Here is a 14,948-nt window from a genome sequence, read left to right as displayed (position 1 = left end):
AGGGTTAACCTTCACCTGCTATTTCATACGCGCTTTGCCACCAATAATTTTATAGGCGGGCGTGCCTCTAATTAAGGTTTCTCTAGCAAAAACCTGGTGGCAGTTTGGGCAACAACATGGGGTTAGAGTAAAGTCATTTACAATGCGTTCTATGAAGCATTTTACCAAGGCCCCCTTCCCGCCTTTTCTGTACTTAAACAGCATAGCTTTACACTTACCACAGACAATATCTACGGTTTGTACCGGCCCTTTTTTGTTCGGCTTTGCCATGACGTCTCCTTTCCTGTAGGCATTCACTTACTTTCTAAGCCACTCGTTTAGCCACTAAAAGCCACTTTCTATTTAGTCTAATTACAACTATTGGACTATATAAAAACGTCGAGATTAATGAAGATAATAAGCACGCTTCACACGAGGCTATTTAGCGAAAAGAGTGTAACAAATTCAAAAAAACCATGCAGATGCTAATGTCTTGCCGGTAGACAGATACTCTTTTTAAAGGAAAAGTTAAATTCTACTACTATACTTTCAGTGTCAGTGCAGTAGTTAGATATAAATCAACTTGGTTAGGCACCCGTCGCTGCGGTTGTTAGCTGCGCGTTACGTTAACTTTCCGGGATCACTAGAGGTATTATTCATGAAAATCGCACTTTTACTCTGTTGTATGTTCGCCCTGCCAGTCAGCGCAGCCAATGTCATTATTATTAATGCAAACAATGCAACAGGTGTGGATGCCGATACCGTCAAACGCATTTACTTAGGGCGCGCCAAAAATTTCCCCGATGGCAGTAAAGCGCTTCCCCTTACCTTCGAAAAAGGCAATGATTTAAGAGCGACTTTCAATAGCGAAGTATTAGGAAAATCAGAAAGCCAATACTCTGCCTTTTGGTCTAAACTGGTGTTTACTGGCAAGGGCACGCCCCCTGAAGAAGTCACCACGGCCGAAGAAATGCTTAAATTAGTGTCTGAGAACCCCAATACCATCGGCTTTATAGATGAAAGCATGGTTGACGGCAGTGTGACGGCAATAGGTACGTTTTAATTGAAGGGCTAATCCAGCTTTCGGCTTTGCCCCACGTCATTTAAGGTGGGGCAACAGAAACCCCACTACATTAGCTAAGCGCTTTCACCGGCGCGCAAGAAGCTCGTTTTGTCAATGAGCAAGAAATGAGTAATTTCTGCGCATGCTCCCCTTTATTCTTCATGACTTCAAAAAGTACTTTCGCTGCCTCTTTTCCAATAATGTAAGGCTCTTGCTTAACTACGGTAATAGGCACCTTGAAAAATTCAGCCATGGGAATGTCGTCAAAACCAATTAGCGACACATCAGTGGGGATGGCAATATTTTCTTGGTTTAAGTAAGCCAATAGCTCTGTGGTAATCGCTAAATGTTGACTAAACATTGCCGTTGGCGGGTTTTCTTCCGCTAGTAATGCTTTAGGTGACACTTCAAAACCTGTCTCTCGATGCCAGTACTGCACCAGAGCATCATCAAAGGCAATAGCATGAGCCGTTAGCGCATCTTTATAGCCTAAGAACCGCTCATAGCGGGATTTTACATTGGTGAAGGATTGTGTAAAAAAGCAAATTCGTGAGTGCCCGAGTGAAATCAGATAGGACGTCGCCTCGAATGCCGCTTTACGATAGTCTGACAGCACTAAATTCTTTTCCAGCCCATCATACTCAATCTGAAAATGAACAATTGGCATCCCCTTTTCGATGTATTCGTTGATTAACGCCGTATTTTTACCTGACCCGGCGATAATAATGCCATCCACCCCCATTTGATATAAAGCCGCAAGAGATTGCGCCTCGGTTTCGGGGTTAAAATCGGTGTTGTAAATAAACGCGTTGTACTGGTTAGCCTTGCAAAAATCATCTACACCTCTGATAGTTTGGCTAGTATCAAAGCCCGTAATATCCCTCACTATCACACCAATGGTTTGAGTTTTAGTACTTTTTAGGCTCCTCGCAACATGATTGGGGGTGTAATCTAGCTCTTTTACCGCTGCACGAATGCGTAATTGGGTCTCTTTCGACATATAATCAAAGCGCCCATTTATGTACTGGGATACCGTACTGTTCGATACCTTAGCGCGTTTCGCCACATCCGTTAGTTTTGCTTTTTTCATCGCCTGGCTACACACCTATTAACGTCATTAACCTTTTGTTGACATTATGCCAACTTGTGCTAACTTCTACAACTAAAACGTTTTACTAAAACGTTTTATATTGATTTTTAGAAGGTAGATGGCCGTGAAGATTAGTCAAATACAAGTATTCGTGTGTAGCCCAGGTAGGAACTTTGTCACTGTGAAAGTCACCACAGAAGATGGCACAACAGGCATAGGGGATGCCACGTTAAACGGTCGTGAAATGGCCGTAGTGAGTTGTCTGGAACAGCATATTGCTCCTTGTTTGATTGGCAAAGACGCCCAAAATATCGAAGATATTTGGCAATACCTTTATAAGGGCGTTTACTGGCGCAAAGGACCGGTTAACATGGCGGCGATTGCAGGTATCGACATGGCACTGTGGGATATTAAAGGGAAAGTCGCAGGCCTACCCGTTCACCAGTTGCTTGGGGGAAAAAGCCGTACGGGGGTTACTCTTTATGCCCATGCCAGTGGTGAATGCATTGACAGTACCCTCTCAAAAGCCGAACATTTGATTAACCAAGGCTTCCGCGCCGTTCGTTTACAAACCGCCATACCAGGCCTAACGGCTACCTACGGGGTACTTGGTGATAAAAAAGACTATTTTGAGTTACAGGGTAATCGTCCACTCCCTCCGGAAGAGCCTTGGTGTACACAAAAGTACTTCTCCGTTGTGGTTGAATTATTTAGACAAGCACGCAAACGGCTAGGCGAAGAAGTACACCTTCTTCACGACGTACACAGCCGATTAACTCCCATTGAAGCGGCGCGACTAGGGAAATTGTTAGAACCCTACCATCTCTATTTTTTAGAAGACGCGGCTATCGCGGAAAATCAAAACAGCTATCAGTTAATTCGTCACCATACTACTGTGCCATTAGCCATAGGCGAAACATACAACACCCTCTGGGAATGCAAAGATCTTATTCAACATCAATGGATAGACTTTATTCGAACCGCTGCAACCCATGCAGGTGGCCTAACCGGTTTGAGAAAAATCACCGAATTTGCCAATGTATTTGATGTTCGCATTGCCCCCCATGGTGCGCCAGATTTATCGCCAGTGTGTTTTGCTACCCATCTTCACATCAACATATGGGCACCCAATTTTGGTATTCAGGAATTTGTTGGTTTAGATAACCCTCAACTTAACGAGGTATTTACCCACGACATCCGGGTTGAAAATGGCATGGCACTCCCTAGCGACCTCCCAGGTCTGGGAATAAGTTTTAACGAAGATGCGGCTAAAAAATACCCCTATAAACGGTCTTATTTACCCGTCAGCCGCCTAGAAGACGGCACCATGTGGCATTGGTAAATGCTTACCCGCAATCACTCTACATTCAGACAGGACTAAACAATGCGTAAACCTATAAAAGTACTCATTCAAGGCACTGGCTTTGCTGGTCAAGGCCACGCAGAAGCCTTCCGTTATGCAGGCGCGGAAGTGGTTGGCATAGTAGGAAGAACAGAAAGTGTAGTTAAGGAAGTGGCAGCGCAGTTGGCTATTCCGTACGCGGGAACCCACTGGGAAGAGGCGTTGCAAACATTAAAGCCCGACATCGTGTCCATTGCAACGCCAGGGGGTGCACATGAGATACCCATTATCCAAGCCATACAACATGGGTGTCATGTTTTTAGTGACAAGCCCTTATCTACCACCGGAGAGTCTGCCCAACGGCTGTACGAACTTGCCGAACAAAAGCAGGTTAAAACCGCCTTTGCCGCAAGTTTTCGCTACATGCCCGATGTTATTCATGCAAAACGACTTATTGAAGCCGGTGAAATAGGCGAACCGCAAGAAGTGGAATGTATCTCTCACTTTAATCTTGAAAAGCATATCCCCTATGGCTGGTCTCACAGAAAAGAAGATGGAGGCGGTCGGCTCAACAACAATTTCACCCATAAATTGTCCATTGTCACCTCAATGATTGGAGAGCACCTTTTATCCATGATGGGAGAAGTGCGGGATGACTTGGGCAAAGCCCCTATTGTAGAAGGGGTACACAATTTCAAAAAACGCCGCGACTTTATTCCACAAGATATCAACGATCCTGATTTGACATGGGGAGAGTCAAATGTGGAGTGGTCTTATACCGTCTTGGCTCAGATTCAAAGCGAACTAGCAAAGAAACCTGTGTCGGTATTGTTTAAACATGGGGGGCTTCACCCTCGTTTTAACGACGATCACATTGTGGTGTACGGCAGTAAAGGCGCTATTTACATTAAGGGGCACTACGCCAGCGGCCCCTTATATTTATACAGAAATGGAAACTGGGAAGCGCAGCCTTTACCACAAGATATTATCGAACGTATTCCCGAAGGCGAAAGCGATACCGAGCGAAACTGGCGCTATCTTATTCGCCTACTGATAGAAGACGTGCAAGGGAATGGCGTGCAACCCTATCAAACCTTCAAAGAAGGCGCTCAATACCAAAAACTCATCGATTTAATTCGTCAAAACGACAACTGGGTTGACGTTAGCCAACTGTAAAGGCCTTCTTATGATGTATGAATACCTGGTTATTGCGGGCTACTTCTTGTTGATTATTGGCATTGGGTTTGCCTTTAAATCAATGGCGAAAAACTCAACCAGCGATTATTTTCGCGGTGGCGGCCGAATGCTTTGGTGGATGGTAGGCTCAACCGCCTTTATGGCGCAATTTTCCGCTTGGACATTTACCGGGGCCGCGGGAAAAGCCTTTAGTGATGGTTTTGCCATTAGCTTAGTGTTTTTCGCCAACACCTTTGCCTACTTTTGTGGATGGGCCTACTTTTCTGCCCGCTTTCGTCAAATGCGGGTAGACACGCCCACTCAAGGTATTAAGCGTCGCTTTGGAAGTCAAAACGAGCTGTTCTTTTCATGGGCGCTTATTGTATTTAGCATGATTAATGCTGGGGTATGGCTAAATGCACTAGGTGTATTTTCAAGCGCCGTCTTCAATGCCGATATTAGCCTAACCATTATCGCCACCGGTTTGACTGTCCTCTTTGTCTCCGTACTATCAGGGGCTTGGGGGGTGGTTGCCTCCGACTTTGTACAAACACTCATTGTCGCTATTATTTCCACCGCTTGTGCCATTGTTGCGTTAGTAAAAGTGGGTGGCCCGGTAGCCTTGGTTAACGACTTCCCCGTGGATTTTGTGATGGGCCCTGATATGAATTACGGCATATTGTTGTTTGGTACTTTTGTTTTCTTCTTAGCCAAACAACTTATTACTATCATGAACCTGAACGATTCATTTCGTTTTTTAAACGCCAAAGATTCCATTAACGCCAGAAAAGCCGCGCTCTTAGCCATGGTATTAATGGGTGTAGGCAGTATTATCTGGTTTATTCCGCCCTGGGCGGCTGCCATATTGTATCCTGACGCCGCCAGCGCTTACCCCCAATTAGGCAATAAGGCCGGCGATGCGGTTTATCTGGTGTTTACGCGCAACGCCATGCCAATAGGAACCGTAGGCTTGTTGCTTGCCGGTTTATTCGCTGCCTCTATGTCATCCATGGACTCAGCGTTGAACAAAAATGCCGGAATATATGTGCGCAGCGTGTACCAACCTTTTTTGCTTAAAAAAGCCAAAGAGGTATCAGACCAACATCTGTTGAATGTCAGCCGTTTGGTTAGTTTTATCAGCGGTATTTTAGTGATTGTGGTGGCCCTATTCTTTAAATCATTAAAAGAACTCAGCTTGTTTGAACTCATGATGAACGTGTCCACCATGATTCAAGTCCCCTTACTCATTCCATTGATATTTGGGCTATTAATTAAACGTACGCCTCAATGGGCACCATGGGTAACGGTGATTATTGGCTTAGCGGTGTCGTGGATAATGTCTGACCTAATTACACCAGATAAACTGGTCTCATGGCTGGAATTGAATATTGTACTCACTCGTCGAGAAAGCGTTGACGCAGGCCTGATGCTGATGATCTTAGCCCACCTAGTGATTACGGCTGGCTTCTTCTGTGCCACCTCGTGGTTCTATCGCAGTGATAAAGACCCTCACAAGGCCCAAACCGACTTATTTTTTGAAGACTTAGCCACCCCCGTTATTGCCGATTACGAGCAAAGCGAGGTAGACCGCCAGCAGCGAGAGAAACTTGGCATTATGGTGATAATTATGAGTGTCGGCATGCTAGCGATGACGCTGATACCCAACCCTTTGTGGGGGCGCGGCATGTTTCTTGTGTGCAGCATAGTCATGGTATGTATTGGCGTATTGCTCAAACAAAGCGCAAAGAAAAAACCATACCCACCTGTGCATTCACCATTAGCGAGTGAAAAGTAATGAAGCCTGTTTTATTTTTTATGTTTGTGATGTTAACTCTGCCATTAATGCAAGGGTGTACCTTATATACATCATCAGTCGCCGAGCCACAAGCCGTCACTTTGCGACACGGCGTAGACACCACGGCAGGTGGTTTGGCCGTTTTCATTATTGAGACACCCACCGCAACCTATTATCTCGATAAAAAGGGCGGCGGGTTGTCCTCCCTGATTGATGCAGACGGTAACGATTGGATTGGCTTTGCTCCCACGCCAGGCTCTGGCTGGCAGGGGGAGTATAGAGGGTTTCCCAACGCGGTTCACAAACAAGATGGCAATTACTTCCACCCTGTGAATGCGAGCACGGATTTATCTAGCAGTCACATTACCCATCACAGTGCAAAACACGTACAAATAACCGTGGACTCTGGTAATAAACAATGGCAAGCAGTGTGGGACTTTTATCCAGACAGGCTAGATTTTACGATGGCGAAAGTAAGCCAGGGATACACATACTGGGTGCAATATGAAGGCGTACCGGGCGGCACCCTAAACGACAGCGATTTCTACTATAATAGTGCGGCGCCTACTCGCCGCAATATTCAAGAAAGCTTCCATGGCGACCTCCCTTCCCCAGAATGGTATGCCTTTGGCGATACGCAAGCCTCGTCAATGCTGTACTTATTACATCATACCGATGATACAGCCCCTGATAGTTACGAGGGCCGCCCTTTTATGACGGTTCTCGGTTTTGGCCGCCAACATAAAAACAAATATCTCACGACACCCTCTCGGTTTTCCTTGGGCTTTATTCGCAGTCACGATTACCACACCATAAAACAAAAAGTGACAGCATTATCGTCCCCCACCCCGTAAAATAATAGGTAAATTACTACAGATATTTCAGAAACTAAACGCTATAATAACAGTACTATTCTTGCGTTATTTAACTATGATTTGGAAAGCGCTAAGCGGAATCTATAAAGATCGAATAAGCAGTAAGCCTGACACTTTTCACGAAATAAGACGCCAGCGCTTGATGCAAATAGGCTGTGTGACTGCTTTGGGTTTACTCGCTGCACTCACCGTGGCCAAAAGTTCAACCTTTACTATTATTGTTACAGGGTTAGCCAGCCTCGTCGTCTCTTTTACGCTTAGCTACAAGCATAAGCTGCTGGCTGCAAGCTTGGTCTTGTTAGGTGCAATGTCTAGCATGCTTTTCGCCCTAGCGATAACTGGGGCAGGCATTTATGACCTCGCGGTATTAGGTTTTTCCGGCATCATTATATTCGCGGCTATTTTAGGCGGAGTCGCCGTTTTTCTTGCCGTATTAGCATGGATAATTGCACTTTGTTTGTTGATGGCGTGGCTTACGCTTAGCGGACACATTGTGCCCAGTACTCCTAGACTGACATGGCCTCATGTGGTCTTTTTGAATATTATTTTAATGGTTATAGGCTTGAGTGTGTATATTCTGGTGCAGGATATTAAACGCTTGTTGTCGTCTCTTAAGCATGAACATAAAAAGGTACAACAAAGCCGTACTCGTATTCAGCATCTGGCTCATCATGACGCGTTAACTAATCTTCCCAATAGACGCTGTGGTGAAAAACGTTTCGCACAGCTACTGGCTAATTGTGCGAACACCAATAAAAACCTGGCCATTCTCTTTATCGACTTAGACAATTTCAAACCCGTTAATGATGCTTTAGGTCATGAATCGGGCGACTTATTATTGCAACAACTTACCCACCGTATAACCAGCAATTTATCAAAAGAACAATATCTTATTCGCTTTGGTGGCGATGAATTTTTGGTGCTCACCCAATTTGGGTACAAAGAAGAGCTGGAAACCCTCGCCAAATCACTTATTTTACACTGTGCGTCGACCTTCTTAATCCGTAAAACACGGGTAAGAGTGTCGGCCTCAATAGGGATTGTTCAAGCGCCAGAGCACGGCATTAACTTTAAATCCTTGTGTCGCAAAGCTGACATTGCGATGTACCACGCTAAAACTGGCGGAAAAAACACCTTTAGGCATTATGACTTAGCCCTCGACGCCGAAAGTGAAGCTAAATTCACCATAATGCAACGGCTTAAGACCGCCATTGCCGAAGATGAATTTGAGGTTTATTACCAGCCTGTTATTCATTTAGAAACTAGCAAGTTAGAAGTTGTTGAAGCGCTTCTTCGATGGCCTCAGCAAGACGGTTCGCTCATTTCTCCAGAGTATTTTATTCCCTTAGCAGAGACCGCCGGCATTATTAACGATATTGGGCTGTGGGTGATGAACGAAGCTTGCTTATTCTGCGCTAAAATGCGCGCAGAAGGGTTTGAACATTTGCGTGTGGCGGTCAACCTTTCAACGTTACAGTTTCAAGATGGAAAGCTGCCTTCTATTGTGGAGTTTGCACTGGCCCAAAGCGACTTGCCTGCCAACGCATTGGAGTTAGAAATTACCGAGTCTGTACTGATGGATGACGTGGCCAATATTCAACACCAACTCGATGCGCTGGCTAGCTTAGGGGTGAATATTGCTATCGACGACTTTGGTACAGGCTACTCAAACTTGAGCTATTTGCATAAATTTAATGCTCAAACCCTTAAAATAGACAGAAGCCTAGTCACACAACTAGGCCCGACAAACGAAAACTTGCCGCTTGTGACCGCCATTATCAGCATGGCCAAAAGCCTACATTTAAATACAGTGGCGGAGGGCATAGAACACGAATCTACAGCTGCAAAATTAATAAACCTAGGATGCACCCGTGGTCAGGGTTTCCTTTGGTCGAAGCCCCTTCCCCCAGATACCTTATCGCAACAACTTAAATCACATTATTGAAAACCCGATAACACAAACTTCTGCACCCGTCGGCCGGTATTCACTTCCGAGGTGTAAAGATTTCCTTGGCTATCAACCACTACACTGTGAAGCCAGGTAAACTGGCCTGGGTAACGCCCCGGGCGACCAAAACTACCGAGTACTTCATACGTATCATGCCATAGTATCCACACGCGCCCATTCATCATGTCAGCCACGTACATGTATTTATTGTCTGGCGAAAACGCGATATCTGAGGCCGTTCCTAGTCCGCCTGTATCTCCCTCAATAATGAGGTCTTGCAAAAACACCACCTGCCCATCGGTGTTTGCTTTAAATATTTGAATACGATTATTGCGTCTGTCGCACACGTAAATGCGGCCATCATCAGCTTGTGTGACACAATGAACTATGTCACCAAAGTTCTCTGCTTTTGTGCTGGTATTTGCAGCGTTTGCCGTTGCCTGAGACTGATCGAAGCTGCCCTCGCGAGTCCCGCCGCCCGGAGGTTTGCCGTAGGCCCCCCACAACTGCTCAAACCCATTATCTGTAGAATCATAGGCCGTTATCCGTTTGTTGATATAGCCATCTGCAATGAAGACTTTTTTCGTTTGCGTGTTATGGTAAATATCGGCTGGGTTGCCTAGTGCCTCTTCACTCAAGTTTCCGGCGGTTTTTCCTCGCACACCAAATTGGCGTATAAACTCACCCTTGGGGCTGAAATTTAAAACTACGTGATCACCGTCACCATTTCCGCCTAGCCAAATCGTATCTTCATCATCCACAAACAAACCGTGTACGATGCTGGGCCATTGATTTTCGCCGTCTATACTAGGTGTGATTTCAGGACCACCCCAGCTGGCTAATACCTTTCCTTGGGGTGAAATCTGCAACACGTGAGGCGCCGCCTCGCAACATAGCCCCATACCGTTCTCTAAACCCAAATCTAAACGGCTTAATGAATTTGGACGATGCAGTATCCACACATTATCCTGGCTATCTACCGCAAGGCCCGGCACCTGGCCAATTAACCAAGTGGAAGGGAGTGAAGGCCAACTGGTTTCTACACGAAACTGCGGCACTTTGTGCTGCGCCCCTTCGACCGGATAAAAAACCACATCAACCAAGGCATGTCCGCCTGCTTCACTTGCAACCTCAGGCCTTTGTTGGTTGCGCTCCGCGTGTGCGGCTCCCGCTAACATACACGCTAACATGGCGGTATATGCTAACCAGCCATGGTTTTTTATTCTACCTAACATAACAATTCCTTAGTGTGGATGGGCAAACAACAATTTAACTATTTGGGCATGGCTTAAACGCCATCATCATCCCTATTGGATCAATGTCAGCACGTTAACTTTGTGTGCTCAACGGCTAATATCATTGACCGAGCAGACACCTAAAATATTCGAACTAAAGTAAATTATCTATCTTCATTCCATGATATTTCGGCGAAGTGCGCGTGACGTCGTTCATTGTAAGCAAAACAATGAGGGCAAGTAGGCTTGTAGAGGCGAAGGAAAGTATACAAAGCGTATTGAGAATAAAACAACCACCAGAATACCCATGGGTATTTAGTGGTTGCTATTACGCCATCAGTTGCAGAAAAGTGCCGTTTTACTCGAAAAGCTCGCAAGTATAATCAGAGCCATTTTCAAGCAAATAGGCAGACATGGTGCTGTAATCTGAATCCCAGCTTTGAACCACCTCACCACAATTGTCGATTAAATAGGTTTGATTAAAGCGCAAGCCACCAAATAAGGCATAGCCATTTTGCGCATTAGAAGAGTTTAGTATCAGACCAATAGAATTATCGGTTTCATATTCGCTAACAGTAGTATCTGATGTCGTAGTATCGTCCTCGCTGGACGTGTCTGACGTTGTAACATCGGTGGTTGTTGAGGAGGAAGAATCAGAATTACATCCCATCAATGCCATAGAGCTCAATGCCGCCAGGGAGAACAATCGTAAAAAGAAAGAGGTGTTATTAAACATTTGCAAACCTTTATTGCACAACAAAATAGAGAAAAACACGCATGACATTTCGGCGCGATCACGTACCACTCGCTAAAAACCTGTGTGCCAACGCTCACAAAGTGTGCGGCATAAAGCCTGCTGAACAACACCCTTTAAACAATCTTTACTAAACTGACTTGCCCACCTATAAATGTTAATGGCCGCCATAAAATGAAAAAAGCGCCTTTAAAAAGGCGCTTTTGCGATTACCGACAAGATGACGATAGGGAAACTTTAGCTATGTCTATGATGCTTTTTTCCGCGTTTACCCTGCTTTTGAGCCATTTCATCAAACTTTTCTAGCTGCTCATCAGTTAAGATGTCGCTGATTTTTTCGCGAACTTCAGCCATTTTTAAGAAACGCGCTTTAGCACGCTCTGCTTTTTGCTCTGCCAATGCGTTTAGCTTTTCTTGATAATCGGCATCATCTGGATTTAAGCCAGCTAGCTTGATCCTGCCTGAATCATCACCGCGCATTTGAGATTTTTTAACTTCTCGCTCAGCCTTTAGCTCTTCTTTTAACGCTTTAAACTGTGCTTTTTGTTCATCAGTTAACTCAAGCACTTTAACCATTTTATGAATGGGGAAAAAACCTTCGCCTCTGCGCTCATCTGAATGCTTACCACCTGCAAAAGCGGTAGTTGCGATACATGCACTTAATAAAACACCGGTAATTAATTTTTTCATCTTAATCTTCCTACTTGTTTTGTCATGATGATGCATGACGTGAAAAAGAATGTTGTTTCATCAACGGAACTAAGTATGAGTGAATCAATCGATAAGTAGGGTTAAGCTAGTGTAAAGTTCGGTAAAGTTGAAAATTACCCACAATTAAAAAGGTTAAGCTTCGTTTTATGGAAAATGAAAAGTACAACATATTACTGGTTGATGACGACGTAGACCTATGCGCCTTGTTAGGTGAATTTCTGGAGGGTGACGGTTTTACCGTCGACACGCTTCATAGTGGCGATAAAGCAGTAGACACCTTGTTAAACACCAACAAGTACGACACGGTAGTACTAGATATTATGATGCCTGGCATGTCAGGGCTGGATGTACTACGAACCGTACGCGCTAAAAAGCAGACACCCATTTTGATGTTAACCGGTCGTGGTGATGACATTGACCGTATTGTCGGTTTAGAGATGGGCGCGGATGATTATTTACCTAAACCTTGCAACCCAAGAGAATTGGGTGCACGCATTCGCGCAATTATTCGTAGAACTCAGCAATTAAAGAGCGCTGCCGTGGTGCACACGGAATTACACGGCATTGTACTGGATACCGGCGCGCGAACGGCCACGGTAAACCAAGAAGTTTTAACGTTAACCGGTGCAGAATTTAATGCTCTCAGTTTACTGATGGAACGCGCAGGACAAACCATTACGAAGCAAGACATGACCCAAGAAGTACTTAATCGTCCACTAGAAGCTTACGATCGCGCCATGGATGTGCATGTTAGCCGCATTAGACAAAAACTTTCAGCGGTTGGGGTCAATGATGTGATTAAATCCGTTCGAGGCGTAGGTTATCAGATGTTAACCACACCACAACCGCAAGAACAATGAGGTAGCGTACGATGCGGGTTAACGCGGCTTGGCAAAATATAAGACAAAGTTTAGGGTTTAAGCGCCTGTTTTGGCGTATTTTTCTTACCTTTTGGGTAGCTAGCTTAGCGGTTATGGCGGCTACAGGCTACGTGCTCGTTAACGAATATGCCTCTAATGAGAACAATCAACGATTCTTGAATCTGGTTACCTCACAAGCGGAACGCATTGTCTGGCGCTACGAGCACGAAACCTTAGTCAGTGGCACTGCCAAGCGTAAAATAAAAGACTGGATACGACAAAGAGAAAACCGCAGAGGTGAACTTTTGCCTATGCTTATTCTCGATGCTAACGGCAAAACCGTATTTCATTACAGAATGAATAAGGTGCCACCGGAACAGCGTAGCGAACAACAGGTATATGGCCCTTCAAACGCGCAATACTCGGTGTTTGTGCACCGTCCTCAAGCCCCTCGTATCTTAAAGCAGGTACTGTATCGATTTCAGTCACTACAGTTTGTTTTCATATTCATTGCCTCAGCCCTAGTGAGCGCCTTGCTTAGCTGGACTATTGTTAAGCCTATTAAATATTTAGGGGCATTTAGTCGAAAGTACGCTAACGAACAAACCATTTCATCCCTGCCTTCGCCCATGCTTAATCGGGGAGATGAACTGGGTGATTTGGCCACAGACATTAACTTTATGGTAAGCAAAACCCATGAAGCGGCTAGCGCCCAGCAACGGTTACTTCATGATGTATCCCATGAGTTACGTGCACCGTTAGCGCGTTTACAAGCGTCAGCCGCTATTATTGAGCAAAAACAGCCAGATAATCGCCACGTAAAACAAATTCATAACGATTGTCATCGTATCGATCAACTCATACAGCAAATTTTGAATTTTTCTACCTTAGAAAACACAATGCCCGAGCCGAAACAATGCGATCTTCTGGCGCTTTGTGAACGCATTCTTGACGATATGGCGGTTAACTACCCTGGTATACCCACTACATTAACGCCACCTAAAGGCGGCGCACAGCAAAGTCTAATTATGTGTTTTCCAGAAGCTGTTCATCAAGCGTTAGACAACATCATTGGCAATGCATGTAAGTATTCTAATAAGGGGGAATCGGTAGACGTCACGATAGAACCTCTTCACGACAATGTGGTGATTCGCGTGCGAGATCATGGCCCAGGGGTAAACAAAGATGAAATTGAAAAATTGCTGCAACCTTTTTACCGCGCAGGAAACCAAATGCATACACAAGGGTTTGGCCTAGGCTTAAGCATTGCGTTAAAAGCCATTCATAAACATGGAGGGCAACTTCATATGACGAGTCCCAGCGACGGGGGGCTTAGCGTAGAAGTTACCCTACCTAAAAATGTTGCACCACGGGATTAAAACCCGTGGTAGGTTACAAACTCTTCGTTATCCGCGCGGGTTGAACGTACTGTGTTAGCTGGAAAATCTGGGTCAGGATAACCCAATGCGATACAAATCATAATCGCTTCATTATCTGGAATATTCGCATACTTGTGAACCACTTCAGACTGCATAATACCTTGGCCATTAATGACGCACCCCAAACCTAAGTCCCATGCCGCTAAAACGATACCGTACGCTAACGAACCTAAACCAAATTGGGTGATGCCTGCGGGCTCAAGGCTTTTATCGTAAGTGAGTACGAGAGACACTGGCGCGTCAAACTGACGAAAGCCTCGCATCATCCATTCCATTCGCTTTTCTTTATCTTCCCGTGCTATTCCCATCACGTCAAAAAGCTGTACAGCCACGTCTATTTGTCGCTGACGATGCACTCCCTCATAATCCTCTTTATAAGGAAAATCGCGAACGTGAGGTTTTCCCGCCAATGTATTTTCAGTGTTGCCCTTACGAATATTATCCAACACCTCGCCAGATACTGCATGAATTTTCCATGTTTGCGTATTGTACGACGAAGGCGCCCATTTAGCGGCGTTTATAATGGCGTCTACCGTTTCTCTTGTCACCGGTTGTTTAGTGAACCCTCGCACACTTTTTCGTGATGCAGCAAACTCCGCAAAATTCATAGTTACCCCTTTTCATTCAGCGCGCCAGCGTTTTACTCGATACTTTGCCGCTAGCGCTGTATTGGCATAGGAA

General features: G+C 45.1%; 14 protein-coding genes. 8 read left to right on the top strand and 6 right to left on the bottom strand.

What is annotated here, in order from left to right; translation table 11 throughout:
* Window positions 1-18 precede the first annotated feature (18 nt).
* Entirely contained in the window at window positions 19-270 is a 252-nt protein-coding gene (locus IUA53_RS07465; protein ID WP_044057398.1) for a hypothetical protein, read from the bottom strand.
* Window positions 271-637: 367 nt separating this feature from the next.
* Here IUA53_RS07465 and IUA53_RS07460 point away from each other — a divergent pair, with 367 nt between their 5' ends.
* Window positions 638-1,042 (top strand): phosphate ABC transporter substrate-binding protein, encoded by a 405-nt coding sequence (locus tag IUA53_RS07460; protein ID WP_044057399.1) that lies wholly within the window; start codon window positions 638-640, stop codon window positions 1,040-1,042.
* 70 nt (window positions 1,043-1,112) lie between these two features.
* On the opposite strand, the gene IUA53_RS07455 is transcribed toward IUA53_RS07460, so the two are convergent.
* On the bottom strand, window positions 1,113-2,132 hold the full coding sequence (locus tag IUA53_RS07455; RefSeq protein WP_196898968.1) for a LacI family DNA-binding transcriptional regulator: 1,020 nt from the start codon (window positions 2,130-2,132) through the stop codon (window positions 1,113-1,115).
* 124 nt (window positions 2,133-2,256) lie between these two features.
* Here IUA53_RS07455 and manD point away from each other — a divergent pair, with 124 nt between their 5' ends.
* From manD to IUA53_RS07430, 5 genes are all read left to right on the top strand, one after another.
* A complete protein-coding gene (gene manD, locus IUA53_RS07450; protein ID WP_231401282.1) occupies window positions 2,257-3,474 on the top strand; it encodes a D-mannonate dehydratase ManD in 1,218 nt (405 codons plus the stop codon).
* 42 nt (window positions 3,475-3,516) lie between these two features.
* Window positions 3,517-4,650, top strand: coding sequence for a Gfo/Idh/MocA family protein (locus tag IUA53_RS07445; RefSeq protein WP_044447829.1), 1,134 nt, complete (start codon window positions 3,517-3,519; stop codon window positions 4,648-4,650).
* Between the two features lie 10 nt (window positions 4,651-4,660).
* Window positions 4,661-6,445, top strand: coding sequence for a sodium:solute symporter family transporter (locus IUA53_RS07440; RefSeq protein ID WP_044447831.1), 1,785 nt, complete (start codon window positions 4,661-4,663; stop codon window positions 6,443-6,445).
* Window positions 6,445-7,299 (top strand): hypothetical protein, encoded by an 855-nt coding sequence (locus IUA53_RS07435; RefSeq protein WP_044447834.1) that lies wholly within the window; start codon window positions 6,445-6,447, stop codon window positions 7,297-7,299. The genes IUA53_RS07440 and IUA53_RS07435 overlap by 1 nt, the downstream gene beginning before the upstream one ends.
* A 61-nt stretch (window positions 7,300-7,360) precedes the next feature.
* Entirely contained in the window at window positions 7,361-9,265 is a 1,905-nt protein-coding gene (locus tag IUA53_RS07430; RefSeq protein WP_231401281.1) for a putative bifunctional diguanylate cyclase/phosphodiesterase, read from the top strand.
* On the opposite strand, the gene IUA53_RS07425 is transcribed toward IUA53_RS07430, so the two are convergent.
* The 3 genes from IUA53_RS07425 to IUA53_RS07415 all read right to left on the bottom strand — a co-directional run bounded on the left by IUA53_RS07425 (window position 9,259) and on the right by IUA53_RS07415 (window position 11,947).
* Window positions 9,259-10,503: a hypothetical protein gene (locus tag IUA53_RS07425; RefSeq protein WP_231401280.1), complete on the bottom strand. Its 1,245-nt coding sequence runs from the start codon at window positions 10,501-10,503 to the stop codon at window positions 9,259-9,261. The two genes, IUA53_RS07430 and IUA53_RS07425, sit on opposite strands and share 7 nt — an antisense overlap.
* 358 nt (window positions 10,504-10,861) lie before the next feature.
* Entirely contained in the window at window positions 10,862-11,239 is a 378-nt protein-coding gene (locus tag IUA53_RS07420) for a hypothetical protein (protein WP_156141779.1), read from the bottom strand.
* 255 nt (window positions 11,240-11,494) lie between these two features.
* Complete coding sequence (locus IUA53_RS07415; RefSeq protein WP_044447838.1) at window positions 11,495-11,947, bottom strand: Spy/CpxP family protein refolding chaperone; 453 nt, start codon at window positions 11,945-11,947, stop codon at window positions 11,495-11,497.
* Between the two features lie 167 nt (window positions 11,948-12,114).
* Between IUA53_RS07415 and IUA53_RS07410 the strand changes: the two genes are divergently transcribed.
* Window positions 12,115-12,828, top strand: a complete 714-nt coding sequence (locus IUA53_RS07410) for a response regulator transcription factor (protein WP_044057405.1) — start codon at window positions 12,115-12,117, stop codon at window positions 12,826-12,828.
* An 11-nt stretch (window positions 12,829-12,839) separates the two neighbouring features.
* Complete coding sequence (locus tag IUA53_RS07405) at window positions 12,840-14,207, top strand: sensor histidine kinase (protein WP_044447840.1); 1,368 nt, start codon at window positions 12,840-12,842, stop codon at window positions 14,205-14,207.
* Here IUA53_RS07405 and IUA53_RS07400 read toward each other — a convergent pair.
* The gene (locus IUA53_RS07400) at window positions 14,204-14,875 is read right to left on the bottom strand and encodes a nitroreductase (RefSeq protein ID WP_044057407.1); all 672 of its coding nucleotides are present in this window, start codon (window positions 14,873-14,875) and stop codon (window positions 14,204-14,206) included. The genes IUA53_RS07405 and IUA53_RS07400 overlap by 4 nt on opposite strands.
* Window positions 14,876-14,948 lie beyond the last annotated feature (73 nt).

Source organism: Alteromonas sp. B31-7 (assembly GCF_015767655.1).
Classification (GTDB): domain Bacteria; phylum Pseudomonadota; class Gammaproteobacteria; order Enterobacterales; family Alteromonadaceae; genus Alteromonas; species Alteromonas australica.
The sequence above is the reverse complement of the archived record's forward strand: the minus strand, read 5'-3'. Positions and strand labels throughout refer to the sequence as shown.